Origin of the sequence: Fictibacillus sp. B-59209 (assembly GCF_036216745.1) — a bacterium.
GTDB lineage: Bacteria > Bacillota > Bacilli > Bacillales > Fictibacillaceae > Fictibacillus_C > Fictibacillus_C marinisediminis.
Map to the genome: position 1 here is coordinate 224,205 of NZ_JARMMC010000005.1, position 25,521 is coordinate 249,725.

The window sequence follows — 25,521 nt, forward strand, 5'->3', positions numbered from 1 at the left end:
CATCTTACTCCTTCAATCCTTCCCCGACACCTTTTAACAGGTTCATACCGAATCCGATTGCCCTGTTAATGTCAGGGTCTTTTAGGGCTTTCATGAGATCGAAAATGCCTACCTTATCATTACTGATAAGTCCCTTTTCCGCTCTTTGAATTCCATTGCCAAGGCTGCTCATCAGTTTCTTCGTCATTTCAGGGTTGGTATCGGACAAGACACCGGCCGCCGCCATCATATTATTAATGGCATTGGTCATCTGGGGGCGGAGCAGCTGTTCAACCGCAATCCCCGCCACCTTCTCCTTCGCTTCAACAAGGCCATTCACCGATCCTAAAATTCCGCTGTCATGAAGCTGCTGAAAAAGCTTGATCAGTTCCTTTATTCCATCTGCACTCTTTGCAAGATCCTCTACAATCGTTTCAATTTGCTGCTCCTGCATTTCTTTTTCGGTTCGTGTTGAATGAACAATCTTTGTAATAGGCTGTGCCATTATCGTCGGCCTCCCACTGGTACATTAATATCGGCAATTGGCACGTAGTCCTCTCGGGCCCACTTGCGTTCGACCTGAACGCCAGCCTGAGGGTTCCGTTCTGCATATCGCGGATTATACATTGGAAGCGGTGTTCTGCCTTTAACATGAATAAGTTCCAATCGTACTTTTGTCTGCTTATAGGCAGGAGTCTGGGTCCGGACGTCGCCGACACTGCCGGTCAGCATATTAATGGCATTTTCGTGGCTTACAGAATGCATCGGTACATACAATTCATTTCCTTTGACCCGGTCTGTGACGATACAGCGCAATCTAATAAAACCGTACGGTGAGATCAGGCGGACAGAAGAGCCGTCCTGAAGGCCTCTTTCACTGGCGAGTTCAGGCGAAACTTCAACAAAGACTTCAGGAAGCTTGTACTGGATGCCTTTTGACTTGTTTGTCATATTGCCTTCATGAAAATGTTCAAGCAGACGGCCGTTGTTCAAGATCAGATCAAATTCCTTTTCATAATCCACTGGCTGCACGTATTCAGCAAGGGAGAAGCGTGCTTTGCTGTCAGGGAAGTTAAAGCGCTCAGTGTAAAGAAGCGGCTCATCACTGCCATCTTTTTGCACCGGCCAGACGAGGCTGTTCCATCCCTCTAGACGGTCATAGCTGACTCCAGCAAAAATAGGGGCAAGGCGTGCAATTTCATCCATAATTTCACGAGGATGTGAATAGTTCCAGTCCATTCCCATCTGCCTAGCGATCTGCTGGATGATCCACCAGTCCGGCTTGGATTCTCCCATAGGTTCAAGCGCCTGATACAAACGCTGAACGCGGCGTTCTGTATTGGTGAATGTGCCATCCTTTTCCAGTGATGGAGAAGCTGGAAGGACAACGTCGGCAAATTGAGCCGTTTTTGTAAAGAAAACATCCTGAACGACAAAGAATTCCAGTTTGCCTAGCATGTCATGGACATGATTGGAATTGGAATCCACCCAGGCCATGTCTTCTCCCATCAAATACATGGATTTTAAATTGCCTTTTTCCACTTCCTGAAGCATTTCAATGTTTGTAAATCCTGCTTTAGGGGAGATGGATACTCCATATGCTTCTTCAAATTTTGCACGTGCAGCATCATCGGACAGTCTCTGGTTGCCGGGAAGCCATTGAGGAAGAGTTCCCATGTCACAGGAGCCTTGTACATTATTATGCCCGCGCAGCGGATAAGCTCCTGCACCCGGGCGCCCGAAGTTGCCAGTAGCCAGCAGCAGGTTTGCAATCGCAGCAGACGTATGGGATCCGGCGATATTTTGAGTAACACCCATTCCCCAAAGAACACAGGTGCCGTCTGCTTCATGAATCATTTCCGCCGTTTTGATCATCTGTTCTTTTGAAAGTCCTGTGACTTCCTCTGCATATTCAAGCGTATATTTTCTAAGCAGGTGAAGGTAGTCCTCATACTGGTTAACCCTTTCCCTGATAAAGTCCTCATCATGCCAGCCTTGATCGATGATGTATTTGGTTACCGCCGCCAGCCAGACGAGGTCAGAACCTTGTTTCGGGTGCAGGTAAAGATCGGATCGCTCGGCCATTTCATGTCTGCGAAGATCAGAAACAATCAATTTTTGTCCATAAAGTTTCTTCGCCCGTTTGACACGTGTGGCCAATACAGGATGTCCTTCTGTAGGATTGGCCCCGATAATGATGACAAGTCCGGCGCTTGCAATATCTTTGATCGTACCGGAATCTCCGCCGTACCCGACTGTTGCAAGCAAACCGTCGGTGGCAGGGGATTGGCAATAACGTGAACAGTTATCCACATTGTTCGTTTCAAATACTTGCCTGGCCAGTTTCTGCATAAGATAGGAATCTTCATTTGTCGTTTTGGAGGAACTGACAAAACCTAACGCATTGCCTCCATACGTATTTTTTATATGGGTCATCTTTTCACCAATAAGGGAAAGAGCCTCCTCCCAGGTTGCTGTTACAAACTCATCGCCTTTGCGGATGAGCGGTGTAGTGAGGCGCTGGTCACTGTTCACAAAATCCCACCCGAATTTCCCTTTGATACAGGTAGAAACACTGTTAACTGGTGCATCTTCGGAAGGTTCAATTTTTAAAATCTGGCGGCCTTTCGTCCATACCTCAAATGAACAGCCGACTCCGCAGAAGGTACAAACAGTCTTTGTTTTTTTTGTACGGGTTTCACGCATGGCGGCTTCCACTTCAGAAACTGCAAAAATTCCGCTGTATCCGGGTTCCACTTCTTTTATGAGGTCGACCATCGGATTGAGCAGGTCCTGCTTGATTCCGGTCATGAAACCCGCTTCCCCAAGCATTGATTTTTCCATTAAGGCATTGCACGGACAGACGGTTGCACATTGACCGCAAGAGACACAGGAAGATTCATTGATTAATTTATCGTTGTCCCATATAACCCTGGGCATCTTTCTTTCCCAGTCAATCGTCAGTGTTTCATTCACTTGAAGATCCTGGCATACTTCTACACATTTTCCGCAAAGGATGCATTGATTCGGGTCATAGCGATAGAAGGGATGGGACATATCCACTTCATAGCCTTTCTCACGGAACGGGCGAGTTTGATGCTCTACCTCCAATAGTTCTGCCGTGTTGTGGACCTTACAGTTTCCATTGTTATTATCACAAACCGTACAGTAGAGAAGGTGATTCTCTAAAATTCGATCCATCGCCTCGTTTTGGGCTGTTTTTGCAGAAAGAGAGGAGGTAAGAATATTCATGCCTTCCTTTACTTCGGTGGAGCAGGCTCTCATCAGCTTTCCATCGATTTCACACATGCACGTATCACACGTCTGGATCGGCCCCAGTGTTTCCGAATAGCAGATGTGCGGGTGCTCTACACCCTGTGCCAGAAGATGATCCAGTACCCTGGTCCCTTCCTCAGCCTCCTGTAAATTCCCGTTTATTTCAATCCTAATCTTGTTTGCCACTTTACTTTCCTCCTATTAGAAAACATAAAAAACCCACTATAAAACAATCTGTGCTTTTGCTGCACAAACTCCTTTACAGTGGGTTAATTGCTAAGCATTTTAAATACCAGCCATCCATCCCGCTATTCCATTAAATGACAAGCTCTTCCAGCAATTTGATATTACCGAAGAACGATGAACATTTTCTTTTTTTATTATATCACGTTGGGCAAGTGTTTCAAATACATTGTGAGTTTAACAGAAACCTTGTTATAGAGCAGCAGCTTCCTTCCTCTTTTTACTGTGATCCGAATTTGACAAATTTTTATACCCTTTACCAAATGGAAGAATAATGGCGACAAGGATTAGAAGCAAACCCGAAAGAGCTGTGCCGTAGAGAACCCCGGTTTCTTTTGCGATCCAGCCTCCGAACAGTATGCCAATCATTTGCGCTGAACTGCTCGTCAGCCCTAATAGGGAAGATCCCCTGCCTCTGAAAGCAGGAGGAGTTACCTGAAGGAAAAGGGTACTTAACGGAACATTAATCAGGGCATTAAAGACTCCTATTAATGTGCACCAAATATAGATCGCTCCAATTCCTGTTTCTTCCCTTATCCAGTCAAGGGGAAGAATGAGTGCCATCCAAATGCCGATAACAGCCGTTCCTGAGATTAAAAGTGCATTTGCTTTTAATCGTTTCATAAGGTAAGGACCGAACCAGGCAGCGCCGATGATTACCCCGATCGCCATGGAAGATTCAATCAGGCTAAAGTGAAACGCAGATACATGGAATGTAGTGGTCAATACAGCCACCAGGTTTGTATTCAGTATACCGACGACCAGTGTGATAGGAAGCAGCAGTAAGAGAAGAAAGCGCAGAGAAGGCATGCCGGTGATCTCCTTTATGCCAGAGGTAATAAAAGATAAATAGGTCTTCTTGTCCTCAGGCGAATAGGCATGTACTTTTCCAATAGAAAAAAGTGTAAAGAGAAGAAGTGCAGAGCCGGCGAATGTAGCTGCATCAATTAAAAAAATGATGGAATACTGCTTACTCATTAACAGCAAAGCCCCTAACGACGGGCCGATGATATCCATTGCAGCTTTTGTAGATTGAGACAGTGAAATGGCTTCCGAGAGGTTGGATTCTCCGGCCAGGTCTGGAATGGAAGATGTACGTGCAGGATCAAAAAGAGCCGTTCCGATTCCGTGAAAAGCAGTCAAAATGATTAATGCTGGAACAGAATCATAGAAAAAAATCATGGCTATAACCATAGCCATCCGGTACAGATCTGCACTAACCATCAGCCACCTTCTGTTCCATTGATCAGCGAGGGGACCCAGAAAAATTCCAAAGACTGCAGTGGGAAGTAACTGGGCGAAAATGACAAGTCCTATTAATAGCGGATCTTTGGATAGCGTTGCCACAAGATAGGTAATCCCAATTCTTGTGATTCCATCTCCAAGTTGGGAAATGACTTGCCCAAGCCAAAATCGCAGGTAAAGAGAATTTTTTAATAGAGAAAACAAATACATCACTCCACAATATACACAAGTTACCTATTATTTTACACTTTATGTAAATTACTGTAAATCACAAATAACCCCCGGAACGGTATGAGTTCTCGGGGGTTTTAAAATTAACGAACGCTTTTTTCAGTGTTTCTTTTTGTAATCATGTAAGCGATGATCAAAATCACAAACCAGACAGGTGTAATGAACAGGGCGATACGTGTATCTGCCGCAAAACCAAGCACAACGATCACAAAAGCGAAGAATGCCAGTACGATCCAGTTAATCACCGGCGAAAGCGGCATTTTAAATGCACTCTTTTTCGCGTCCTCAGGCTTTAGTTTCCGGAAGCGGAGATGGGCGACCAGGATGATTCCCCATACCCAGATGAAGCAGATGGTCGCGATGCTTGTCACCAGCGTGAACACTTCCTCCGGCAATAAATAATTGAGCAAAACGCCAAACGAGAGGAAAAATGTTGAAACGATAAGAGCGGGTGCCGGCACTTGCTTTTTGTTTAGCAATCCAAGCTTTTTAGGTGCTTTTCCTTCATTCGCCAGTGTGTAAAGCATTCGTCCCGTACTGAACAGGCCACTGTTGCAAGACGACATTGCGGAAGTGAGGACGACGAAATTGATGATGCTCGATGCTGCCGGAATGCCGATCAACTTAAAGACCGACACGAACGGGCTGGTGTCTGGATCTATTTTATCCCATGGATAGATGGACATGAGGACAATCAGTGACCCGATATAAAAGAGAAGAATCCGTGCAGGGATGTTGTTGATGGCACTTGGCAAGGTTTTATCTGGATCCTGTGCTTCACCGGCTGTTACGCCAACAAGCTCCACTCCTGCGAATGCGAAGAGTGCCATTTGAAAGGCAAGAACAAAGCCCGATGAACCGTTCGGGAAAAATCCGCCATGATTTACGAGATTGGATAATGAAGCCTGAGTGCCATGGCTTTCATAGCCCATGACGATCAGCACGATTCCAATACCAATGAGCGCAATAATGGTAATGATTTTAATAAGAGCGAACCAGAATTCAATCTCCCCGAACGCTTTAACCGCCGACATATTAATGAGCAGCAAAACAAGTACCGCGGCCAGTGCCGTCAGCCATTGAGGAATACTCGGAAACCAGTATTTCACATACAATCCGACCGCTGTAATTTCTGCCATTCCTGTTACGATCCAGCAGAACCAGTATGTCCACCCCGTGATAAAACCTGCCCACGGTCCGATGAACGATTCGGCAAAGTGAGTGAACGAGCCGGATGTCGGGCTGTAGATGAGCATTTCACCCAAGGCACGCATCATGAAAAACAGCATAGCTCCAATAAGTGCGTAATTCAGCATAATGGACGGCCCCGCCAGGTGAATCGATTTTCCCGCGCCTAAAAAAAGACCGGTTCCAATCGCTCCGCCGATGGCGATCAGCTGGATATGCCGATTTTTCAACCCCCGCTGCAAATCTTCTTCTTTCTTCAACTCCTGCACCAACCTTTCCTGCGACATATATGGCAAGTTAACTTCTGCGAGTTATTTACTTATTTCCCTTTAGTATGACCAAATAAAACCAGTTGGTAATCAGTTCTCTCTTCCTTCTATTAAAAGATTGTTAAAAAAGCAGAGAAAGCGCTTAAACTCTCTAAAAGAGGGTATTAACACTGCGAACCATAGAACATAGCTAGATGCTACATCAGGGGGGAAGCACCAAATGAAGAGAGCGTTCGGAAGCATTTCGTTAACCTGTCTGCTTTTAGTTGGCGGACTGGCTGGATGCGGGACCGCAGAAAAGACGTCGGGAAGCACAACGAATGAAACGAAAGCAAAAGACCAGCCGGTAAAGAAAGAAGAAGCAGCAAAGGAAAGGAAAGTTCCTGTTAAAAAACCGAAAGATGTGAAAGTAAAGGGAGTCTACATGTCAGGAGCATCCTCCGGAAATAATGAAAAGTTTAATGAACTGGTCAAGCTGGTGGATGATACAGAACTCAATGCACTCGTGGTAGATGTAAAAGAAGATGACGGGAAGATTACATACGATTCAAAGGTGCCTGCCGTTAATCAATACGGCTCAGATCAGCACCCGAAAATCAGCAATATCTCTCAGCGGATGAAGGTGCTGAAGAACAAAGACATATATACAATTGCCAGGATCGTTACCTTTAAGGATCCTTATATGGCTAAGAAAAAACCAGAGTATGCCATGAAGAAGAAAAGCGGTGGCTTATATTACAACGATGGCATTCCCTGGGTTGATCCGTATAATGAAGAGTATTGGTCCTATGTGACCTCTATTGCGAAAGAAGCGGCAAAGCAAGGGTTTGATGAGATTCAGTTCGACTATGTCCGATTCCCCGACAACGGGGCGCAGGTGGATCGTGAAGTGAAGTTTGATAACCCGGATAAAAAGTCTAAAGAGCAAAACATTCACGACTTCCTTCTTTATGCGAAAAAGGATCTGAAGCCATACGGCGTCAAAGTATCAGCCGATGTGTTCGGTGTGTCCACAAGCCAAAAAGACGATTCCGGCATCGGCCAGCAGTGGGAGTCAGTTACTCCGACCGTCGATGTGATCAGCCCAATGACGTACCCGTCCCATTACGGACCAGGGGTGTACGGCATAAGTGTCCCGGATGCCAAGCCGTATGAACTGATCAAGAAAGCTCTCCAGTATGCTGTCGACCGGGATAAGGTGCTCGAAAAACAAAAGAAACCGGCCGCTGAAATCCGTCCGTGGTACCAGGATTTCACTGCCACCTGGGTGGACGGCCATATTGAATACGGGCCACAGCAGGTGAAGGATCAGATTCGGGCTGGGCAGGAGCTTGGTGTGGATGAGTACTTGCTCTGGAATCCGAAGAATAAGTATACAGAAGAGGCGTTTAAAAAAGTAAAGCAGTAGATGGAAAAAGCCCATGGATTTCGACCCATTCATTCGGATCATCTCCCGCGTGGGCCTGACGCGCGATTTGCAGATCGGACCCACTTTACTCGTGGGCATCCTGGCAATGGCAAGTGTCGGCGCATTCTTTGGTTCACTTCTTGCCAACTATATCGGCACACGCTTTAAAACGGGTCCGACCATCTTCGGAGCCATGTTTGGCGCGTGCCTGGCACCTCTTCTCGTTCCTATGGCTAGCGGGCCATTTTACATCACATCTCCTATTCTTATCATTTCATTCTTCTTGGGAGGAGTGGGTGTCGTCATCTCCAACGTTCATGTCATCAGCCTCCGCCAAACCATCACACCTGAGAATCTCCTTGGCAGAATGAATGCAAGCTATCGAATTGTCGTTTCAGGAGTTACCCCGATTGGAGCACTTCTGGGAGGGTACCCCGGAACATTCATTGGGTTGCGCCTCACCCTCGTTGTAGGCGCGATAGGCACCCTGACCGCTCTAGGTGGATTGTATTTTCACCTCTTCCAAAGCTAAGTAATCTGCCAGTGGAAGAGGAAGAGAGCGGATTACCAGAAATAGTTACTTCAGAGACAAAGACATAAGTAAAGTTAGTATCATGAGACATTAATTTTTAGAGCTCTAAATGCTTCTGACATTTTATGAGCAAACGTTAAGGGAGATTCAACAGATTGAAAGTGAAGATAAAGGATGCTCGGTTTTGTATACATCCAATGATTATGAAGTGCGCTTATCATGATTTTATTTTTAACAAGAATACTCGTGAACAAAGGTACCTCTTCTTCTAATAAAACCACTTCCCCCAGGTTAAGGGCGTTTCCTTGTTGATCCACAGATTCAAACATCAGACCAGCATGAAGTTCGCCGCGGCTCGGACGTCCTTGAATGGTAACATGCAGATTGCGCTGGAACTCTACCGAGCATACCCCATGTTCAACCTTGGGAGTTCCATTCAATATTTGGGCGTATTGCTGACACAACTGGCCAAAAGAGGGCATGAGAGACCTTCCTTTTTTCCATTAAAATATGAAGGAACCGTTAACTGGGTGCATGAATCAAAAGGGAATGAAGAAGTTTTATATACCAAACGTTTTCCCGCCGTTCACGGATAGTGATTGTCCGGTGATGAACTTGGCTTCATGGGATGCCAAGAATACAACCGCGTTTCCGATATCAAGGGGTTCTCCCATGCGGCCGAGGGGCACGCCTTTTTGGTAATTACTTGGATCGATCCCTTCATGCCGCTCCACTGGTATAAAGCCGGGGTTCAGAAGGTTCACCGTGATTCCAAAACGTCCGAGTTCATTTGCCCAAGATCGGGTCATCCCAAGCTGAGCGGATTTCGCAGTTACATAGTTTGCAAAGTTTGCGTTCCCTAATTGGATGACTTCACTTCCAATGTTAATGATTCGGCCTTCTCCTTTTTCTTTCATCCCCGGCAAGACCGCCTTCGTTAATAACAGAGGAGCTTTCACAAAAAAGTTCAGCTGATCCAAATAGTCATCCCATGTGCTTTCTTCAAGTGAGAACTCTGGCTGGGGGCCGGTAGCGTTGTTTACCAGAATATCGATTGTCTCGCCCGTTATCTCTTCGCTTTCTTTTACTAGGCGATTTACGGATTCTTCATTTGTTACGTCGCTTTGAACAGCAAATGCTTTTCCTCCGCTGGATTGAATGAAGTCGATGGTTTGGAGGGCAGTTTCCCGGCTGTGTGCATAATTGACGATGACGGTTGCTCCTGATTGTGCCAAGGCTGCGCTGATATGTTTGCCAAGGCCTTTTGATCCTCCGGTTACGAGTGCAATTTTGCTATGTAAGTTATTGATTAGAATCACTCCCTTATTGATCACCTATTTTATGCATGCAAAATAATAGATTGTAAATAGTATATCAATCTTTAAATCTTAGAAAAAATTTGGCATTAAAGATATCAGTCACCGGTACCCTTGCACACACATACATTATAGGCAGTAAAGCAACTGCCAAGGGACTTAACCGGAGTGATGGATGCCATGTACAGACTTGCTGAGGTAAATAGGGAAATTGACAGCCGCAGTTCCTGCCTTCTTGAGCTGCAGGAACAGGATGGATCATGGAGGTGTTGCTTCGAAAATGCTTTAATGACTGACGCTTACATGATTATTTTATTACGGACTCTGGGATGGAAATACGAAAAACTGATTCAGCGGCTCGTTCAACGATTGTTGTCCAAGCAGGAAACGAATGGAGTGTGGAAAGCCTATCCTGATGAGGAAAAGGGGAATTTGACGGCGACAGCAGAAGCGTATACCGCTCTCCTCTTTTCAGGGCACGTGCCAAATGAGACAAACCGTCTAAAGCAAGCCGTCAGTTTTATTAGAAATCAGGGCGGTTTAAAAAAAGTAAGTTTGATGACAAAAGTCTTTTTTGCGTTTAACGGCCTGTACCCATGGCCGAAACATACAGCTGATCCTGCAAGGATTTTTCGAATAATGGAGAAAGTTAACTTAAACTTTTATGATATCAGCAGCTATGCCAGGGCACATTTTGCCCCCGTTTTGTTGGGTATGTCACAAAAGTTCCAATTACGAAGCGGCAGCACGCCGTGTCTGAAACATTTGTATACAAAAATGGAAGATGGCTTATGGGATGAGACACAGGTCACTCGTAGGAAGGCTTCGTATTCTTATCAAACTGCCTTTCTGGAAAACTATATTTTAAAGCGTATTGAAGCTGACGGTACATTGCTTAACTATGCAAGTACCAGCTTTCTTATGGTGTATGGGCTTATCTCAATCGGCTATAAGAAGGATTCACCTATGGTAAAACAGGCCGTTCATGGCCTTATTTCCTTGTTGTGCTATAACGGTCAGACCTTTCATATCCAAAATTCTCCTTCCACTATATGGGACACCTCTCTGATAAACTATGCTTTATTGTCTTCCGGGGTTGCCTCTACACATCCCAGTCTGAAAAAAAGCCTTCAGTTCCTCCTGAAGAATCAGCATTCAAGCTATGGTGATTGGAAGTATCATAATCCGGATGCATCTCCAGGCGGATGGGGTTTCAGTGAAGGCAATACCCGCCATCCCGATGTAGATGATACGCAGGCTGCCCTTCGAACAATAAACCGATACCAAAGAATAAACAAGAACCTGAATCATGCCTATAAAAGAGGAAGAGACTGGCTGTTATCCATGCAGAATAAGGATGGAGGGTGGGGGGCTTTTGAGAAGGACACCAATAAAAAATGGCTGCAGATTTTGCCTGTTGAAAACGCGGGAGATGCCCTTACGGATCCTTCCACTGCTGATCTCACAGGACGTACTCTCGAATTTTTTTGTAACTATGACGGTTTGCAGCTGCCGTCTCCTCGGATTAAAGCAGCCGTGCAATGGTTAAAAAGAAATCAGGCAAATGACGGTTCCTGGTACGGCCGCTGGGGAATTAGTTACATTTACGGAACCTGGGCAAGTGTGACAGGATTGATGGCAGCGGGCATCTGTGAGCAAGACCGCACCATTCAAAAGGCAATAGGATGGCTGACAGAAATTCAGCATTCCGACGGTGGCTGGGGAGAATCATGCAGAAGTGATATCGAAAAGAAATATATTTCCCTTTCCTACAGCACCATAACCCAGACAGCCTGGGCACTTGATGCCTTGATCACTGCTTGTCCCACACCGAACAGCACCATAAAAAGAGGCATTGATTATCTATTAAACCGGGGAAATTATAATGTTCAAAGCCTGACCTACCCAACAGGTGCGGGATTGCCTGGAAGCTTTTATATCTATTACCATAGCTATAATCATGTCTGGCCACTTCTTGCTCTATGCCATTACAGGGAAAAATACAGGGAGGAGCCATGACGGCTTCTCCCTCTTTATTATTTCCACTCAAGAATTCCATTAAGATCAGAATATATGGTATCAGGAGCAAGGTTCAATTCCTCAATGGGCAGCTCGTTTCGGTTGATCCATGCCGTACGAAATCCAAAGTTTTTTGCTCCGGAAATGTCCCAGCCGTTGGAAGACATGAATAATACTTCTTCTCTTTTGACATTCAAACATTGCATTATAAGAAGTAAAGCTTTTATTTGTAACTAAAGGGGTTTATGAAGTATTGAAACTTAAATGACTTTCTTTTCAATGAGATAAAAATAGATATCACTGCACACTCAAAAGGTGTTGTGCACTTTTTTATTGAATAATTTAACGATAGTAATGAATGTCTAAAATATTTTATAAAAAATATTTTTTCATGTCGATTTAGTAATTCCTCGTTCGTTGTAATAGTATAGGCAGAGTTCAAAAGTTTTTTATAACCTAGTGATCTAACCAAAGTAAATAAATAGTGGGAGGAATTTATATCCGATTCATGATGATTGTTAAGGCCACAAAGGATTAGAGGCAGGTGTATTGCCTAGTAAAGAACTTATGGATGCCATGATGAAATATAACGAGGAATTGAAAGCAGGTGTTCTGTTAGCCGCTGAAGGGCTTCATCCAAGCTCAAACGAATTTCGAATCTCGTACCCCGAACCTGGCAGGAACCAAAAGTAATAGATGGACCATTTACAGAAGCAAAGGAGATGATTGCTGGTTTTACTCTCATAGAGGTTAAATCTATAGAAGAAGAAATAGAATGGGCGGATGCGAATGCCAGATCCACATGGATTTTACCCGCAATGCACCCGAGCGGGAACTGCTTCTGAAGCGGGCGTCTGAATTTATGGAGAAATAGCACGTAAAACCGATGAAAAAGTCTAGAAAAACAATTTGTGATGTGTCCATTTTACTGTATGCCGATCGTCGACTTAAAACAAACAGCAAAATGTAAGCCAATATCAATGATATAAAGGAGATGTTAAAATGATATATCTATGTTTAGGTTACTTCAATCAAGAAAAAATGGATGCCCGTCCCAAGGCGGAGATTGAGGCTGTCATGAGCGAATGTCAGCCCCACCTCAAGGAATTCTACAAAAGCGGTCAAGTGATGATGGATGCTGGGCTCGACTTAGAAACCAAATGCTTGCGCCGGGAGAACGGGAAGGTAATGGTTACGGACGGTCCTTTTGTAGAGACCAAAGAGCTGATCGGCAGTGCGTTCCTCATTGAAGCAAAGGACATGGAGGATGCGATTCGGATAGCCTTACTACATCCGACCACCCAAGTCAGAGCTGGTGAGCAGTTTGGTTGGGGCATTGAGATCCGGCCTATCCATTATTTCGAACAGAGGGAACAGAACGTCTAGTTATACAAGCTCTCATGCTGCCAGGAGTAAGAAAAGCAAAATAAAACAACTATAAAAAGGCATTATAATGCCTTTTTATAGTTTGTACAGGCTTTGTTCTGGCTCATAAAAGCTATATAGCCTTAATCACTTGGATCCACTTCATCCCAAGACATCGTTGTTACTTCTGTATAATTGCCTCTTTCAATTTCTTCCTGTGTAGCCTCTTGGTCTAATTCCTCTGCATCATTCATGCCTGGAGCGACCGACGGCTTTTGTTCGTGGTCTTTCTTCATGATTCATACCCCTTTTCATAGTTAGTTTGTCTATTATGCATAATCAAAGTTTTCCCAGTGGTAGGGAATTAATGCGCTTTTTCTCAACTAAACGACTTTCTCGTACTTCGTTACTTTACTATTTAGGCTAAATAGAGCCGCCGCAATAATGCAGCAATTGCGACTGATGCGGCCCCGATCCAACTGACTGATAGCACTGATGAGTTTCTTAAAGCAATTCCCCCAACCCCAGCGGCGGCTGCTATGCCTAACTGTATGCAGGAACCATACAGGCTAAGTAGAATTTCTGAAGCTTCTGGAGCGAGCCAGACCAGGTTATACTGCAGACTTGGGCCAGACGACCATGCCGAGAAGGACCAAAGCATAAGTAACGGAATGGTCACAAAGGGTGATCTTGCGATAGTGGATAGTAACACAAGAGCGATAACATGGACGCTATTCTTGTTTCTATCATAATTGGCTACTCTTTACTATTAAATGTACGTTTGTCCTCTATCATTCAACCATACATAGGATTATGAAATTAATATAATATAGAAGATTTAAAAAAAAGGTGGTAAAATTATGAAAAAAAGTCATCATTTTCATAAAGACGAAAGTTCCAGTTCCTCTAGCTCCTCTAAGTGCAAAAAAGAGAGTTCCTCTAGTTCCTCTAGTTCCTCGAAAAGAAGAGTTAAAAAGAAAGGTGTTAAAATTATAAAAAAACGTTGCCATATTCATAAAGATGAAAGTTCCAGTTCCTCCAGTTCCTCCAGCTCCTCTAAGTGCAAAAAAGAGAGTTCCTCTAGCTCCTCGAAGTGTAAAAAGGAATGCAGAAAGTGTAAAGGAGTCCTTGGATTTGCTTCGTTCAGTGCTCCTACTTTTGGGGGTACGACTTTTAATCCCGGAGAACTCATCCCGTTAAACAATGAAGTAATTGCAGAATGTATTGACATTTCTCCACTTGGCGGACTCGTGATCAAAAAATCTGGAACCTACGGAATCACGTTTAATGTGAATTTAGCAGGCAGTGGACAAACTACGCCGGCAGTTTTTGAAATCTATGCTAACGCTCGATTAATCGCTTCCGTTACCGTTTACCCTTTCGCTACTTTGGCTAAAGTGGCTAAAATCGTTTGTTTAGAGAAAAACGAAGTTCTCCAAGTGAAAGCAGCTACCACGATTACACTCTATGACGCTAACTTAACTGCGGCGAGGTTGGATTCTCATAAACATGAAAGCTCCAGCTCCAGTTCATTTAAGTGCAAACACGAGAGTTCCTCTAGCTCCTCTACGTGTAAAAAGGAATGCAGAAAGTGTCATGAAGTCCTTGGATATGCTTCGTTCAGTGCTAATAACGGAAGATTATTTGACCCCGATGAATTTATACCGTTAAACAATGAAGTGATTGCAGAGTGTACTGACATTTCTCCAATTGGCGGACTCGCGATCAAAAAATCTGGAACCTATGGAATCACGTTTAATGCGAATTTGCAGAGCGGTACAAATGCAACTTTCGAAATCTTCGCTAACGCTCGATTGATCGCTTCCGTTACCGTTCTCCCTAACACCACTTTGGCTAAAGTGGGTAAAATCGTTTGTTTAGAGGAAAACGAAGTTCTCCAAGTGAAAAATGCAACTGCTACACAAATTAATCTCTTTGACGCTAACTTAACTGCGGCAAAGCTGGATGACTAGTATAGACACAACTGTAATGAAGTAAACAAGGACATTAAAAAAAGCCTAAGCAGTTTTTATAAGACGATCTCTGTATTTAACAGGGGTCATCTTTTTTAAATTCCATTGGCATATAATTCTAATTTTTCAGAAAAGATGTTATGATATATCCAGAGAATAGAAACCTTGTTTGATATTATAAAACCCTTTAGGTAGAAAGGAGGTTTATATAGCTCAGATCTGCTTTAATACTATTAATCAATTTTTAAAAAAGGAGAGATCATATGTCAGCAAAATTCCAAGGTGTTATTCCACCGATTCCAACCATATTACATAAAGATGGACGACTAGATGAAAAGGGTATGGGAAATCTGATTGATTTCTTAATTGAATCAAAAGTAGATGGACTGTTCTTTTTAGGGACAGGTGGTGAATTCAGCCAGATGACGGTTGAATTAAGAAAAGCTGTAACTGAATTTGCCATTCAGTTTGTTAACGGCCGAGTACCCGTTCTAATTGGAACAGGTACTCCAAGCACACTAGAAACCATCTCATTAAGTATGCATGCAAAAGAGGCTGGAGCAGACGGTATTGTTGTCATTAACCCTTATTATTGGCAACTTACAGAGGAGAATCTTTTTCAACATTATGCCGATATTGCTGAAGCGATTGATCTGCCCATTCTGCTCTACAATTTCCCTGGACTAACAGGACAAGATTTATCACCAGAATTTGTACTTAAGCTTGTGAAAGCGCATCCAAATATCGTAGGTATTAAAGAAACGGTTGAATCAGTGGGGCATACCAGGGAAATGATCTTAACGGTGAAGTCCTTTAAAGAAGATTTTGCGGTTCTCTCTGGATACGATGATCACTTATTAAATACATTATCTGTTGGCGGGGACGGTGGCATCCCGTTAACGGCCAATTTTATCCCTGAGCTTACTGTTGGCCTCTATCAATCTTTTAAGGAAGGAAACTACGGGAAAGCGATTGAATTACACAAAAAGTTAGCGCCATTTCCCCTTTTATACAAACTCGATTCTCCTTTTGTGAATGTAGCGAAAGAAGCCATACGCATGCGGGGAATCGAGATCTCTACCGATGTATTGGCACCTGCACGTCCATTAAGTGCTGAAAAGAAGGAACAAATACAGCGATGTATGGATACAGTATTGAATCAAGCCATACCTTTATCAAACTAAACCATTGTAATTGTCGTAGTTTATAATAATTATGTAATTAGGCAAGGAAAAAAATAGCAATTGATGGACGAGTCCAACAAATGCTTGTTTCCGCCTGCCAAAATCTTTTTTTTACTTACCGTTAGGAATGTTCAAATCAACCTGAATTTAGTCAGCTAGTCCTCTTTTTAAAGGGGGCTCTGGCTTTTTTAATATTCTCTAAAATTAACACAAGCAAAATGGTTCCCCTTTTTCAATATAAGTTGTAGTATACAGAGAAAGAAAATTTCCGACTAGTTTTATTGGATTAAGGGGTGATTTGATGGGATTAGCTTCTTCTAATACGTCACAAAATAAAGAAAGAAAGCCGACTGGTGAAGGGAAAAGCACTGGGTCGGTTCAGGCTTACTGGGTTGTGTTTGCAGGCTTGTTAACAGTTATATTGAGCTATGCAAGCATCCAGGCTGGAGGTTTAAAACAAGGAATGCTCTTGTGGCTCGGCCTTTTGCTTGGATTTACACTCTTTCACGCAAGGTTTGGTTTTACATCTGCATTTAGACGGTTTATGGCAGTAGGGAACGGTGAAGCCATTCGTGCGCATATGCTGATGCTGGCAGTTGCCAGTACGTTGTTTGCGATTATATTTGCGGCTGACGTTACCTTATTTGGCGGAAGTCCGGTTGGAAACGTCTCTCCAGTCGGGGTAAGCTTAATTGTGGGTGCTTTTATTTTCGGCATCGGAATGCAGCTTGGCAACGGTTGTGCATCTGGCACATTGTATGCTGTAGGCGGTGGCCGTTCTGAAATGTTTCTCACATTAATTGCATTTATTGTCGGCTCTGTTTTTGGAGCATACCACTTCGATTTTTGGATGAATCTCCCTGCATTTAAGCCTTTTTCCTTGGCGACAAGCACAGGTCTTGGCTGGTTTGGAGGCTGGGTGATTCAAATGATTATCCTAGGGGGCATAACTTGGATGACATTAAAAGTTGAAAAGAAACGCCGTCCTCCAAAAATGGCTCCGATTCCAGGTGCAAAAGGCTGGACCCGTGTCATCCGCGGCTCATGGCCAATATTAACTGCGGCTGTCGTCCTGGCAGTGCTTAATGCCGCAACTTTACTTGTAAAAGGAAGCCCGTGGGGTATTACTTCCGCTTTTGCCCTATGGGGATCCAAAGCCGCACAGGCAATGGGAGTCGACGTTACCCAATGGGGTTACTGGGCCGGTGAAAAAGCAGCGCCTCTCAATCAATCTGTTTTTATGGATGGAACCAGTGTAATGGACTTTGGCCTTATTGTTGGGGCACTGGCTGCTTCTACGCTTGGAGGTGTATTCCTTCTAAAGAAAGTGCCTCTTCGTACAGCAGCCGCGGCGATCATCGGCGGACTGCTCATGGGGTATGGAGCACGCCTTGCTTTTGGATGTAATATTGGAGCGTATTTCAGTGGTATCGCATCCTTTAGCCTGCATGGCTATGTTTGGGCGATTATGGCGATGCTTGGAACCTTTTTTGCTTTGTATATCCGTCCGTTATTCGGGTTATCCGTTCCGAAATCAACTGATAAATTCTGTTCTTAATAAGAAAGCGAAGCCGCAAGTTAGCGGCTTCGTTTTTTTATACTTTAGGAAGTTTAACTTTGTTAAGGGATTAAGTGTTGCAGTTGTTTTGCTGATTGATTATCAAGGGCTTTAATGGTTTGTGTATGGTGGGGACCAGCGGGATAGAACCGCTATTTAGAACCAGAGAAAATTTCCTTTAAAACATTTTTTCACCATGACGATCTCAGCTCATTTGAGCATTCATTGCTTCCCATTCTTCTTTGCTAGGGCCATATACGCCAGGAACTTTCAAGTCAGCTTGTCTCATTAAGACAGTCAATTGTCCGCGATGATGAGCCTGATGCTGAATGAGCAGACGGAAAACAGCCTGAACAGGCATGTCCATTCCAAATAAATTCACCATTTCGTTCATTTTTTCTTCTGAAACCTGTTCAGAAAACTCTTGTGTTAACCGCTCACTTACTGTTTTGTATGTCTCACTGATTTCTGCAGCTGATTTGGGTGTCTCTTTTTGAAGATCAGGAGTCTCAAATATTAATCCAACCTGTGAAGGAAAGTAGTAAGCTGCTCCAGTAATGTGCCAAGCCAGGCTTCCAATGCTGTATAATCCTGGAGAAACCTCCTGATTCAACGATTCATCCGTCAGCACATCCAGCACTTTCTGGGTAACAGCTGCTTCTTGTTTCCATTCGTTTAAGAAATCATTTACTGATGTAAACATTCCATTCCCTCCGTAAATTAGCAAATTTTTAAAGAAGCCTTTCAAATTGTATCATGTTCAACTAACCATTCGCTTTAAGACTTAAATTTCCTTTATAATAGTTCGGTTAAACCATCTGGATATAGCACTAGTTATTCATTCATCGAATAAAAACGCTCCATATTGCAAATAATTTCTTTAGATTTCTAGTTGTTAAGGGGCAAATTAATGAGGAATATAGTAAAAGAAATTGAATCCAAGTTTTCCAATCACGACGATTTTTTCATCGAAGAAGAGCTAGTAGATAAAACAGCAATCTATCTTATTGGATTTAATACACTAGTTGATTTAACTAAGTCGAAATTATATGTTCAACAAATGGCTGCTCCGACTACTTCATTAAAAGCACTTTTGAGAAACCTTAGTAACCAAATTAACGTTGATACAGAACAAATCATTAAAGCCGTATTAGAAGGCAAACTAGTGATCGTTTCAAAAGATGGGGAAGAGAATGCCGTTATAGAACCTATCGCCCAAAATCTGAGTAGCAGCATTGAAGAGCCTAAAAATGAAAGTCCCATTCAATCCTCTATGGATGCCTTTGGAGAGGATATTAATATTAACGTTGGGATGATCCGAAAAAGACTGGATACTGAACGTCTGTACCATTGTTCCTATCAAGTTGGAGAGCTGGAAAAGCGAAAGCTGTCATTGCTCTATATTAAAGGAAGAACCCCGAATGACCTTATTGAAAAAGTGAACCAGCAGTTAAATCAAATTAAATCAGATATTGAAACAATCGATGATCTTAATAAGCAATTTGGTCAACGTAGATTGAGTCCTGTCAGTCATCTATTCGCCACTGAACTTCCGATTCAAGCCATTCATTCCTTAAAAAAGAACAGAATCGTGCTTTTTTTAGATAATTGTCCCTTCGCGCTTGTTTTTCCCCATCTGCTTTGGGATATGTTAAGTAGTGCAAACGATCGCAATTTCCCTTTTGTACTGTCATTTATGCTTCGAATCTTTAGAGTAATAGGAGTTGTGGCCACTCTTATACTTCCCGCTTTATATGTTGCCTTGGTGTCAGTTAACCCTGAAGTATTTAAAACTGATCTTGCTCTGTTTGTCGCTAAAAGCAGGGAAGGTATTCCTTTATCTGCCTTTCTTGAAACCATTGCAATGGTCGTTTTAGTTGATTTAATACTAGAAGCGATTGTGAGGCTCCCTAAGAGCGTGGGTCCCGCTATTACAATGGTAGGAGGAGTCATACTAGGGCAGGCGGTAGTTGAAGCCAAATTAGTCAGCAATTTGTTAGTCATTGTGATCACTGCGGTTGTAATTGCAAGTTCGGCAGTGATCGGAATGCAAAACTCCTTGTACATTCGTTTGCTAAAATACCCCATATTAATTTTAGCATCACTTTTCGGTATTTTAGGGGTATGTACTGGCTTAATTTTCACAGTAATATATTTGGCAAGTTTAACATCCAACGATATTCCTTATACAACGTTTCGTATTGAACAAAAAGGAGACACAAAGTGACGCAGAGGATACAAATTGGAGCAGTTTTCATTATCATAAATTTGGGTTTTGGCTATTTGGTCTATCCTAATCTCATTTATGAGCTAACGAAAACAGCACATTGGGAAGTGGTGATGTGTCAATGTTTTCTTCAATTGATTTTAATTTGGATTTACATTAAAGGGTTAAATTATTTTCCCGAAAATGATGTCATTGATATTTATTTGAAGATGGGGAGATGGGCTGCAATTTTGTTTCTTACCCCATTTGTAATCAACTTGATTGCGCTAGTTGCACTCAATATTCGGCTGCACACTGAAGTCATTATTTCGATATTTTTGCCTCGGACTCCTTATTGGTCAATAATGACACTGTTATTTTTCATTTCGGTATATACAGCTATAAAAGGTTTAGGCACAATTTTACGTTCCTCGATTTTTATATTCTTGATTGTTATTCCCTTAGTGGTATTTAATATTTTTTCCTCTTTTATAAACTTTGATTTAAATAATGTTACGCTTGGTTGGAATTCACCTCCCAAGTTCTTGTTAAATAAAAATTTTTTCTATCTTTTGGGATTTTCATCGTTTTTATTTTTGGGATTTATGACTTCCGACACAAAATTGACATTTCGCAAACTTTTTGTAGCATGGGTTAGTGTTTCGCTATTTTTTCTATCTGTAGTGTATATACCGTTATTTATATTTGGACAAGAAACGGTTGTTATGCTGACCCACCCTTTTTTGGAAGCAATGGATTCAATAGACATTAGCTGGTTTTCGTTCAACCGACAAACGGTGTTCTTCGGTGTATCGTTGGTTGGATTAGTGATATTGGCTAATGCAGTTATACTTTGGATGATCGGACGGATCATGCAGAAAATGTTTAGATGCAGCAAAGGCGAATCCTCATATTGGATTATTGCTTTTTCTGTCATCGCTTTTATTTTCGCGTTATTTGTTCCGAACATAACTTTGATGGAAAAGTGGTTTCTGTGGAGTACAGGTGCTCAAGCTTATTCTATGATTATTATTCCGTTTACCATTTTTATCTACGGTTTTCTGTCGAAAAGAGGTGTGGTCGGGCATGAAAAAAAATAAACGATATAAACTATTGATCGTATTCATGTCGATAATCTTTCTCTGCGGGTGTTGGGATATTAAAGATATAAATAAACGCACCATTCCTTTAGTCCTGGGCATTTCCAAGGAAGATGGTAAAGAGTATAAATTAACATTGCAAATCCCTATACCGAATAAAGACAGCAAAATATCGAGAATTGTAACAGGGAAAGGCGAAACTGTAGCAAGTGTGCTTGGACAAATGCGGACAAACTCCGAAGATGCCGTTGATTATTCACAAATACGATTAATCGTCATTCAAAACAATTTGGCACATAACCAACAGGAATTTAAGGGCCTTATAAAATTTTTAATGGATTCAGAAGAAATTCCCTCAAGAGCGTTGGTAGCCATTACAGATGAAAATGTCGAAAATGTGTTATCAAACATAAACGATAAGTTAGGTGTCCATGCTTCCTCTATTTATGATTATTTTAATAAAGGGGCTGGGTGGGCACCTGAGATCTTTAGTACCCCTATTTGGGAAGTGTATCGAAGCCCGTTTTTATATACTAGAGATATCGCCGTTCCGGTTGTTCGTTCCGGAAAAGATACAGTGTTAATCTTTGAGGGCTCCGATATTTTGAAGAAAGGAAACATAGTGGAAAGAATCAGCCCGGATGAAAACCAATTAATTAATGTATTCCAAAACGAAAATAAAAAAGGAAAAGGAAAAATAGAGAGTCTAGGTTTTGCCAGTATTATGATCACAAACAGCTCCATTCAAAATATAACATCAATGAAAGGTAATCAACCGCTGGTGTCAAGCGACTTGAATTTAAAAATACACATTTTAGAAAGAAAAGAAGGAATCACAGATCACATGATTCAAAAAGAACTTGAAAAGATTACTGAAAAGCGATTTTATCATATACTTAAGCAAACACAAAGAAGCCATACAGATATTTTTGGGTTTGGCCAACAATTTCATCATCTGATTTCTTACCATGAATTAAAAGACTGGAGGAATGAATATTATCCCAAACTGAGAGTGGATTTTGAGGTCCATGCTAATATGGAGTAATGATATGTATTTCGGATACTCTCAAAAAAATTCGTTCTATTAATAAAAATAATTTATTCACAGCCTAAGAAAAAGAATCTGATTTCGGCGACAATTCGGAAACTTACTCCAAACTAGATTCTAAAACAAAAATAAAAACCCTTGTATACAAAGGGTTTGAATGATTATGTATGGTGGAGACTAGCGGGATCGAACCGCTGACCTTTTGGCTGCCAGCCAAACGCTCTCCCAGCTGAGCTAAGCCCCCACGATGGTTGTTGCTGACAAGAAAAATTATATAACAGAAGCAGAAAGAAAAGCAAGCCTCTTTATTAAAAATTCTTTCAATGAGGGATGAGCCTTAACAGGGCTCATCTTTTCAAGTTCCATAAATTTACCAAATTATTGGCATACTTTCTCAAAAAAGATGGAAAGCTAACATGGTAAATCAAAGAATAGAAGGAGGACATACGTATGCAACAGCAGCAACCGAATCAGGGACAGAACCAGCAGCCGATGTATCAACAGCCGCCGAATGTGATCACAGGGAAAGACTTTAACTACTTAACCGACATGCTTTCATGGAATTTGCTTGGATTTAAGAAGGCGCATTTTGCAGCGAGCCAGTGTCAGGACCCGCAGGTGAGTTCGGCGCTTGAGAAGGCGTGCCACATGCACGAAAAGCATTATCAGCAGATCTTGCAGAAACTTCAATCCGGCGGTAGCCAGAATATGAATCAATAGGGGGAACGGAAGATGAATAACAATCAGAACAAAATTCAAAATCCAGAGTCTCAGGTGCCGAAAACGCCTCAGATGAATGACCGGGATTTCCTGAATGACATTCTTTCCTATGAAAAGTACATGACCGCTTCGTATTCAACAGCCATGAATGAAGCGAGCCATGACGCGCTCTATCAGGAGATTCATTCGATTTTTGATGAGACGAAGAACATGCAGCGTGAACTCTATGAGCTTATGTTCCAAAAAGGCTGGTATGCGCTGACGCCGGAACAGCCGCAGAAGCTGCAGCAGGCTGCCCAGCAGTTTACCGGGTACATGTCCCAGTTTCCTCATAACCCACCCACGCAATAAAGACAAAGTTATTAAAAGCTGTGGAGCTTCTTCCACAGCTTTTTTCCTTTATAAGGATTTATTACCACTCTTTTGTGAATAAAGTTAACTGGTATAGACAACTAGAACTATATGGCAGAAAACCTTCCTGGGCCTATTGCTTTGTTTTCGCCTGAGTCGAAAGGAAACGACAAATTCCTCCAGAAAGAAGTATCGTTCATAAAACTAAAGGAGGATAACATGCAATGAAGAAAAGACTAGCGTTTTTATATGCGATGGCCTGTATGCTCGTCGTTGCTTCGTTCCTTGGAGCGGTTCCAAAGCAGACAGCTGCAGCAAGCCATCCTGATCAAAAAGATTTGATCATCTCCAGCAACATTCCACAGGCGTTAAAGGAGGTTAATGGTGATCAAATCCAGCTTCATGCTCTTCATGTGTATAAAGTGGACGGCCATTTCACGGAGACGGAAGCTTTAAGATGGTGGTCGGCAAATCCGCGGGTTGCCACAGTAGACCCCAAAGGACTTGTAACACTTAAAGGCCACAGCGGCGACACTCGCATTTTTGTGACGGACGGACGAAAGATCGACCATACAGAAATCTCCGTGAAAGACCATAAAGGAACAAAGACAGCTGTAATCCAAAAGCAAAAAGGGAAAAAGTACAATGTGATTCCGGCAGCCATCAAACAGATGAGTATGGAAGAAAAAGTCGGTCAGATGCTGATGCCGGACTTCCGAACGTTTAATGGCAAGAACGTAACAGAGGTCACACCAGAGATTAAAGCCCTCGTGAAGAAATATCATCTAGGCGGCATCATCTTGTTCCGTGAAAATGTTGTAACGACAGAACAGACAACCAAACTTGTGGCCAATTATCAGGAAGCTTCAGAAAAGAACGGATTGCTTATTTCGATTGACCAAGAGGGTGGTATTGTTACCCGCCTTCAAAGCGGAACAGATTTTCCAGGAAACATGGCACTAGGTGCAACAAGATCTCCTGAGTTAGCTGAAAAGGTAGGGAAAGCGATTGGTGAAGAACTAAACGCGCTTGGGATCAACTTTAATCTTGCACCTTCGCTTGATGTAAACAACAATCAGGACAACCCTGTTATTGGAACTCGTTCCTTTGGAGAAGATCCTCAGCTTGTTACAGATTTAGGAACTGCTTACATCAAAGGCTTGCAGTCCACAAACACCGCGGGTGCAGCAAAACATTTCCCGGGCCATGGGGACACAGCAGTTGATTCCCATATCGGCCTTCCGGAAGTACCCTATGACTTGGAGCGCTTGAAAAAAGTAGAGCTGTTTCCTTTCCAAAAAGCGATGGATGCTGGGGTGGACGCAATCATGACTGCTCATGTGACGTTCCCAAAAATCGATCCATCCACTGCTATTTCCAAGAAAGACGGCAGCACGATTGCCATCCCAGCCACACTTTCCCATAAAGTGCTGACAGAACTGATGAGAGAGGACATGGGCTATAAAGGTGTCATTACAACCGACGCGATGAACATGCAGGCGATCTCTGACAACTTTGGACCTGTAGACTCAGCCATCCGAGCGGTAAACGCTGGAACAGATATCGTACTCATGCCTGTTGGTCTTGAGGCCGTAGCGAATGGTTTATATGATGCGGTTCATAAAGGTGAAATTACACAGGAACGCTTGAACCAGTCTGTTGAACGGCTTCTTACATTGAAAGTGAAACGCAGCATCTTTAAAGCTGAAAAATCTGCAGATGTAAACAAGCTCATTGAAAATGCTCAACAAGTCGTCGGTTCCCCTGCACATAAACAGATCGAAAAGGAAACAGCAGAAAAGTCGATTACACTCGTTAAAAACCAAAATACTCTTCCATTGAGTACGGATGCGGGTGCACCAGTTGTCGTGATCGGCAACACGTATGTAGAAGATTTGGCTGCTCAAGTGAAACGGCTGTATCCAAACAGTGTCATGATTAAAGCCGCTGGCCCATTAACGGATGATCAGCTTCAAACGGTAAAATCAGCAAAAGCTGTCATCGTTGGAACGTACACATCTTCTGTAGCAGGAAGAGCCCCTGACAGTGCCCAAATGAAAATGGTGAATCAAGTGAACAGTGAAAGTGACAAACCAGTCATTGCGGTCGGGATCCGAAATCCATATGACATTATGGCGTTTCCTGATGTAGATGCATATCTCGCACAATACAGCTTCCGAACAGCAAGCTTTGCAGCAGTGGCGGATACTATTTTCGGCAAGAATAATCCGTCGGGAAAGCTGCCAGTAACCATCTATAACAGCAACAAAGAAACATTGTATCCATACGGGCACGGACTATCTTATTAAG

The 25,521-nt window shown here is 42.7% G+C and carries 21 protein-coding genes, 1 tRNA gene and 2 pseudogenes; 14 read left to right on the top strand and 10 right to left on the bottom strand.

Annotation, left to right across the window (positions count from 1 at the left end; all coding sequences use genetic code 11):
- Positions 1–4: 4 nt before the first annotated feature.
- The 4 genes from P4361_RS03555 to P4361_RS03570 all read right to left on the bottom strand — a co-directional run bounded on the left by P4361_RS03555 (position 5) and on the right by P4361_RS03570 (position 6,449).
- Complete coding sequence (locus P4361_RS03555) at positions 5–484, bottom strand: DUF1641 domain-containing protein (RefSeq protein ID WP_062233516.1); 480 nt, start codon at positions 482–484, stop codon at positions 5–7.
- Positions 484–3,441, bottom strand: coding sequence for a formate dehydrogenase subunit alpha (gene fdhF / locus P4361_RS03560; RefSeq protein ID WP_328088325.1), 2,958 nt, complete (start codon positions 3,439–3,441; stop codon positions 484–486). The genes P4361_RS03555 and fdhF overlap by 1 nt, the downstream gene beginning before the upstream one ends.
- Positions 3,442–3,690: 249 nt before the next feature.
- A complete protein-coding gene (locus P4361_RS03565; RefSeq protein WP_328088326.1) occupies positions 3,691–4,947 on the bottom strand; it encodes an MFS transporter in 1,257 nt (418 codons plus the stop codon).
- 110 nt (positions 4,948–5,057) lie between these two features.
- A complete protein-coding gene (locus P4361_RS03570; RefSeq protein ID WP_328088327.1) occupies positions 5,058–6,449 on the bottom strand; it encodes an amino acid permease in 1,392 nt (463 codons plus the stop codon).
- A 202-nt stretch (positions 6,450–6,651) separates the two neighbouring features.
- On the opposite strand from P4361_RS03570, the gene P4361_RS03575 reads away from it, so the two are divergent.
- Complete coding sequence (locus P4361_RS03575) at positions 6,652–7,839, top strand: putative glycoside hydrolase (protein WP_328088328.1); 1,188 nt, start codon at positions 6,652–6,654, stop codon at positions 7,837–7,839.
- A 13-nt stretch (positions 7,840–7,852) separates the two neighbouring features.
- A complete protein-coding gene (locus P4361_RS03580; protein WP_328088329.1) occupies positions 7,853–8,371 on the top strand; it encodes a hypothetical protein in 519 nt (172 codons plus the stop codon).
- Positions 8,372–8,451: 80 nt separating this feature from the next.
- Here P4361_RS03580 and P4361_RS03585 read toward each other — a convergent pair whose 3' ends face one another.
- A complete protein-coding gene (locus P4361_RS03585) occupies positions 8,452–8,853 on the bottom strand; it encodes a DUF1259 domain-containing protein (protein ID WP_053357437.1) in 402 nt (133 codons plus the stop codon).
- A gap of 78 nt (positions 8,854–8,931) precedes the next feature.
- Positions 8,932–9,690: an SDR family NAD(P)-dependent oxidoreductase gene (locus tag P4361_RS03590; RefSeq protein WP_328088330.1), complete on the bottom strand. Its 759-nt coding sequence runs from the start codon at positions 9,688–9,690 to the stop codon at positions 8,932–8,934.
- A gap of 168 nt (positions 9,691–9,858) precedes the next feature.
- Between P4361_RS03590 and P4361_RS03595 the strand changes: the two genes are divergently transcribed.
- On the top strand, positions 9,859–11,706 hold the full coding sequence (locus P4361_RS03595) for a terpene cyclase/mutase family protein (protein ID WP_328088438.1): 1,848 nt from the start codon (positions 9,859–9,861) through the stop codon (positions 11,704–11,706).
- Positions 11,707–11,723: 17 nt separating this feature from the next.
- Here the strand turns inward: P4361_RS03595 and P4361_RS03600 are convergent.
- Positions 11,724–11,903, bottom strand: a pseudogene (locus tag P4361_RS03600) (haloacid dehalogenase type II); the annotation flags it as partial.
- A 302-nt stretch (positions 11,904–12,205) separates the two neighbouring features.
- Here P4361_RS03600 and P4361_RS03605 point away from each other — a divergent pair.
- Both P4361_RS03605 and P4361_RS03610 read left to right on the top strand, forming a co-directional pair.
- A pseudogene (locus tag P4361_RS03605) lies at positions 12,206–12,564 on the top strand (YciI family protein).
- 144 nt (positions 12,565–12,708) lie between these two features.
- Complete coding sequence (locus P4361_RS03610) at positions 12,709–13,092, top strand: YciI family protein (protein ID WP_328088331.1); 384 nt, start codon at positions 12,709–12,711, stop codon at positions 13,090–13,092.
- Positions 13,093–13,214: 122 nt separating this feature from the next.
- Here P4361_RS03610 and P4361_RS03615 read toward each other — a convergent pair whose 3' ends face one another.
- Positions 13,215–13,367, bottom strand: coding sequence for a hypothetical protein (locus tag P4361_RS03615; RefSeq protein ID WP_256226374.1), 153 nt, complete (start codon positions 13,365–13,367; stop codon positions 13,215–13,217).
- Between the two features lie 954 nt (positions 13,368–14,321).
- Between P4361_RS03615 and P4361_RS03620 the strand changes: the two genes are divergently transcribed.
- The 3 genes from P4361_RS03620 (at position 14,322) to P4361_RS03630 (ending at position 17,786) form a co-directional block, all read left to right on the top strand.
- Positions 14,322–15,044 carry a hypothetical protein gene (locus tag P4361_RS03620; protein WP_328088332.1) on the top strand — a complete coding sequence of 241 codons (723 nt, stop codon included), beginning with the start codon at positions 14,322–14,324 and terminating at the stop codon, positions 15,042–15,044.
- A 263-nt stretch (positions 15,045–15,307) separates the two neighbouring features.
- Positions 15,308–16,228 (top strand): dihydrodipicolinate synthase family protein, encoded by a 921-nt coding sequence (locus P4361_RS03625; RefSeq protein WP_328088333.1) that lies wholly within the window; start codon positions 15,308–15,310, stop codon positions 16,226–16,228.
- A gap of 301 nt (positions 16,229–16,529) precedes the next feature.
- On the top strand, positions 16,530–17,786 hold the full coding sequence (locus tag P4361_RS03630) for a YeeE/YedE family protein (RefSeq protein ID WP_328088334.1): 1,257 nt from the start codon (positions 16,530–16,532) through the stop codon (positions 17,784–17,786).
- 205 nt (positions 17,787–17,991) lie between these two features.
- On the opposite strand, the gene P4361_RS03635 is transcribed toward P4361_RS03630, so the two are convergent.
- Positions 17,992–18,489: a DinB family protein gene (locus P4361_RS03635; protein ID WP_328088335.1), complete on the bottom strand. Its 498-nt coding sequence runs from the start codon at positions 18,487–18,489 to the stop codon at positions 17,992–17,994.
- Between the two features lie 207 nt (positions 18,490–18,696).
- Here P4361_RS03635 and P4361_RS03640 point away from each other — a divergent pair, with 207 nt between their 5' ends.
- From P4361_RS03640 to P4361_RS03650, 3 genes are read left to right on the top strand one after another with little or no spacing between them, the layout of a single operon-like run.
- Positions 18,697–20,013, top strand: a complete 1,317-nt coding sequence (locus P4361_RS03640) for a spore germination protein (protein WP_328088336.1) — start codon at positions 18,697–18,699, stop codon at positions 20,011–20,013.
- Positions 20,010–21,092 carry a GerAB/ArcD/ProY family transporter gene (locus tag P4361_RS03645; RefSeq protein WP_328088337.1) on the top strand — a complete coding sequence of 361 codons (1,083 nt, stop codon included), beginning with the start codon at positions 20,010–20,012 and terminating at the stop codon, positions 21,090–21,092. Before P4361_RS03640 ends, P4361_RS03645 begins: the two co-directional genes overlap by 4 nt.
- A complete protein-coding gene (locus P4361_RS03650) occupies positions 21,079–22,137 on the top strand; it encodes a Ger(x)C family spore germination protein (RefSeq protein ID WP_328088338.1) in 1,059 nt (352 codons plus the stop codon). The genes P4361_RS03645 and P4361_RS03650 overlap by 14 nt, the downstream gene beginning before the upstream one ends.
- A gap of 171 nt (positions 22,138–22,308) precedes the next feature.
- Here the strand turns inward: P4361_RS03650 and P4361_RS03655 are convergent.
- Positions 22,309–22,384, bottom strand: a tRNA-Ala gene (locus P4361_RS03655).
- 206 nt (positions 22,385–22,590) lie between these two features.
- Between P4361_RS03655 and P4361_RS03660 the strand changes: the two genes are divergently transcribed.
- From P4361_RS03660 to P4361_RS03670, 3 genes are all read left to right on the top strand, one after another.
- The gene (locus P4361_RS03660) at positions 22,591–22,860 is read left to right on the top strand and encodes a hypothetical protein (protein ID WP_328088339.1); all 270 of its coding nucleotides are present in this window, start codon (positions 22,591–22,593) and stop codon (positions 22,858–22,860) included.
- A 12-nt stretch (positions 22,861–22,872) separates the two neighbouring features.
- Complete coding sequence (locus P4361_RS03665) at positions 22,873–23,211, top strand: spore coat protein (RefSeq protein ID WP_053357454.1); 339 nt, start codon at positions 22,873–22,875, stop codon at positions 23,209–23,211.
- Positions 23,212–23,435: 224 nt separating this feature from the next.
- Positions 23,436–25,520, top strand: a complete 2,085-nt coding sequence (locus P4361_RS03670; RefSeq protein WP_328088340.1) for a glycoside hydrolase family 3 N-terminal domain-containing protein — start codon at positions 23,436–23,438, stop codon at positions 25,518–25,520.
- Position 25,521: the final 1 nt, after the last annotated feature.

What these genes read in the sequence shown, in the direction of transcription:
- P4361_RS03555 (WP_062233516.1), bottom strand. Translation starts at nt 484, where the DNA reads ATGGCACAGCCTATTACAAAGATTGTTCATTCAACACGAACCGAAAAA.
- P4361_RS03570 (WP_328088327.1), bottom strand. Translation starts at nt 6,449, where the DNA reads ATGTCGCAGGAAAGGTTGGTGCAGGAGTTGAAGAAAGAAGAAGATTTG.
- P4361_RS03575 (WP_328088328.1), top strand. Translation starts at nt 6,652, where the DNA reads ATGAAGAGAGCGTTCGGAAGCATTTCGTTAACCTGTCTGCTTTTAGTT.
- P4361_RS03580 (WP_328088329.1), top strand. Translation starts at nt 7,853, where the DNA reads ATGGATTTCGACCCATTCATTCGGATCATCTCCCGCGTGGGCCTGACG.
- P4361_RS03585 (WP_053357437.1), bottom strand. Translation starts at nt 8,853, where the DNA reads ATGCCCTCTTTTGGCCAGTTGTGTCAGCAATACGCCCAAATATTGAAT.
- P4361_RS03595 (WP_328088438.1), top strand. Translation starts at nt 9,859, where the DNA reads ATGGATGCCATGTACAGACTTGCTGAGGTAAATAGGGAAATTGACAGC.
- P4361_RS03610 (WP_328088331.1), top strand. Translation starts at nt 12,709, where the DNA reads ATGATATATCTATGTTTAGGTTACTTCAATCAAGAAAAAATGGATGCC.
- P4361_RS03615 (WP_256226374.1), bottom strand. Translation starts at nt 13,367, where the DNA reads ATGAAGAAAGACCACGAACAAAAGCCGTCGGTCGCTCCAGGCATGAAT.
- P4361_RS03625 (WP_328088333.1), top strand. Translation starts at nt 15,308, where the DNA reads ATGTCAGCAAAATTCCAAGGTGTTATTCCACCGATTCCAACCATATTA.
- P4361_RS03630 (WP_328088334.1), top strand. Translation starts at nt 16,530, where the DNA reads ATGGGATTAGCTTCTTCTAATACGTCACAAAATAAAGAAAGAAAGCCG.
- P4361_RS03635 (WP_328088335.1), bottom strand. Translation starts at nt 18,489, where the DNA reads ATGTTTACATCAGTAAATGATTTCTTAAACGAATGGAAACAAGAAGCA.
- P4361_RS03640 (WP_328088336.1), top strand. Translation starts at nt 18,697, where the DNA reads ATGAGGAATATAGTAAAAGAAATTGAATCCAAGTTTTCCAATCACGAC.
- P4361_RS03650 (WP_328088338.1), top strand. Translation starts at nt 21,079, where the DNA reads ATGAAAAAAAATAAACGATATAAACTATTGATCGTATTCATGTCGATA.
- P4361_RS03660 (WP_328088339.1), top strand. Translation starts at nt 22,591, where the DNA reads ATGCAACAGCAGCAACCGAATCAGGGACAGAACCAGCAGCCGATGTAT.
- P4361_RS03665 (WP_053357454.1), top strand. Translation starts at nt 22,873, where the DNA reads ATGAATAACAATCAGAACAAAATTCAAAATCCAGAGTCTCAGGTGCCG.
- P4361_RS03670 (WP_328088340.1), top strand. Translation starts at nt 23,436, where the DNA reads ATGAAGAAAAGACTAGCGTTTTTATATGCGATGGCCTGTATGCTCGTC.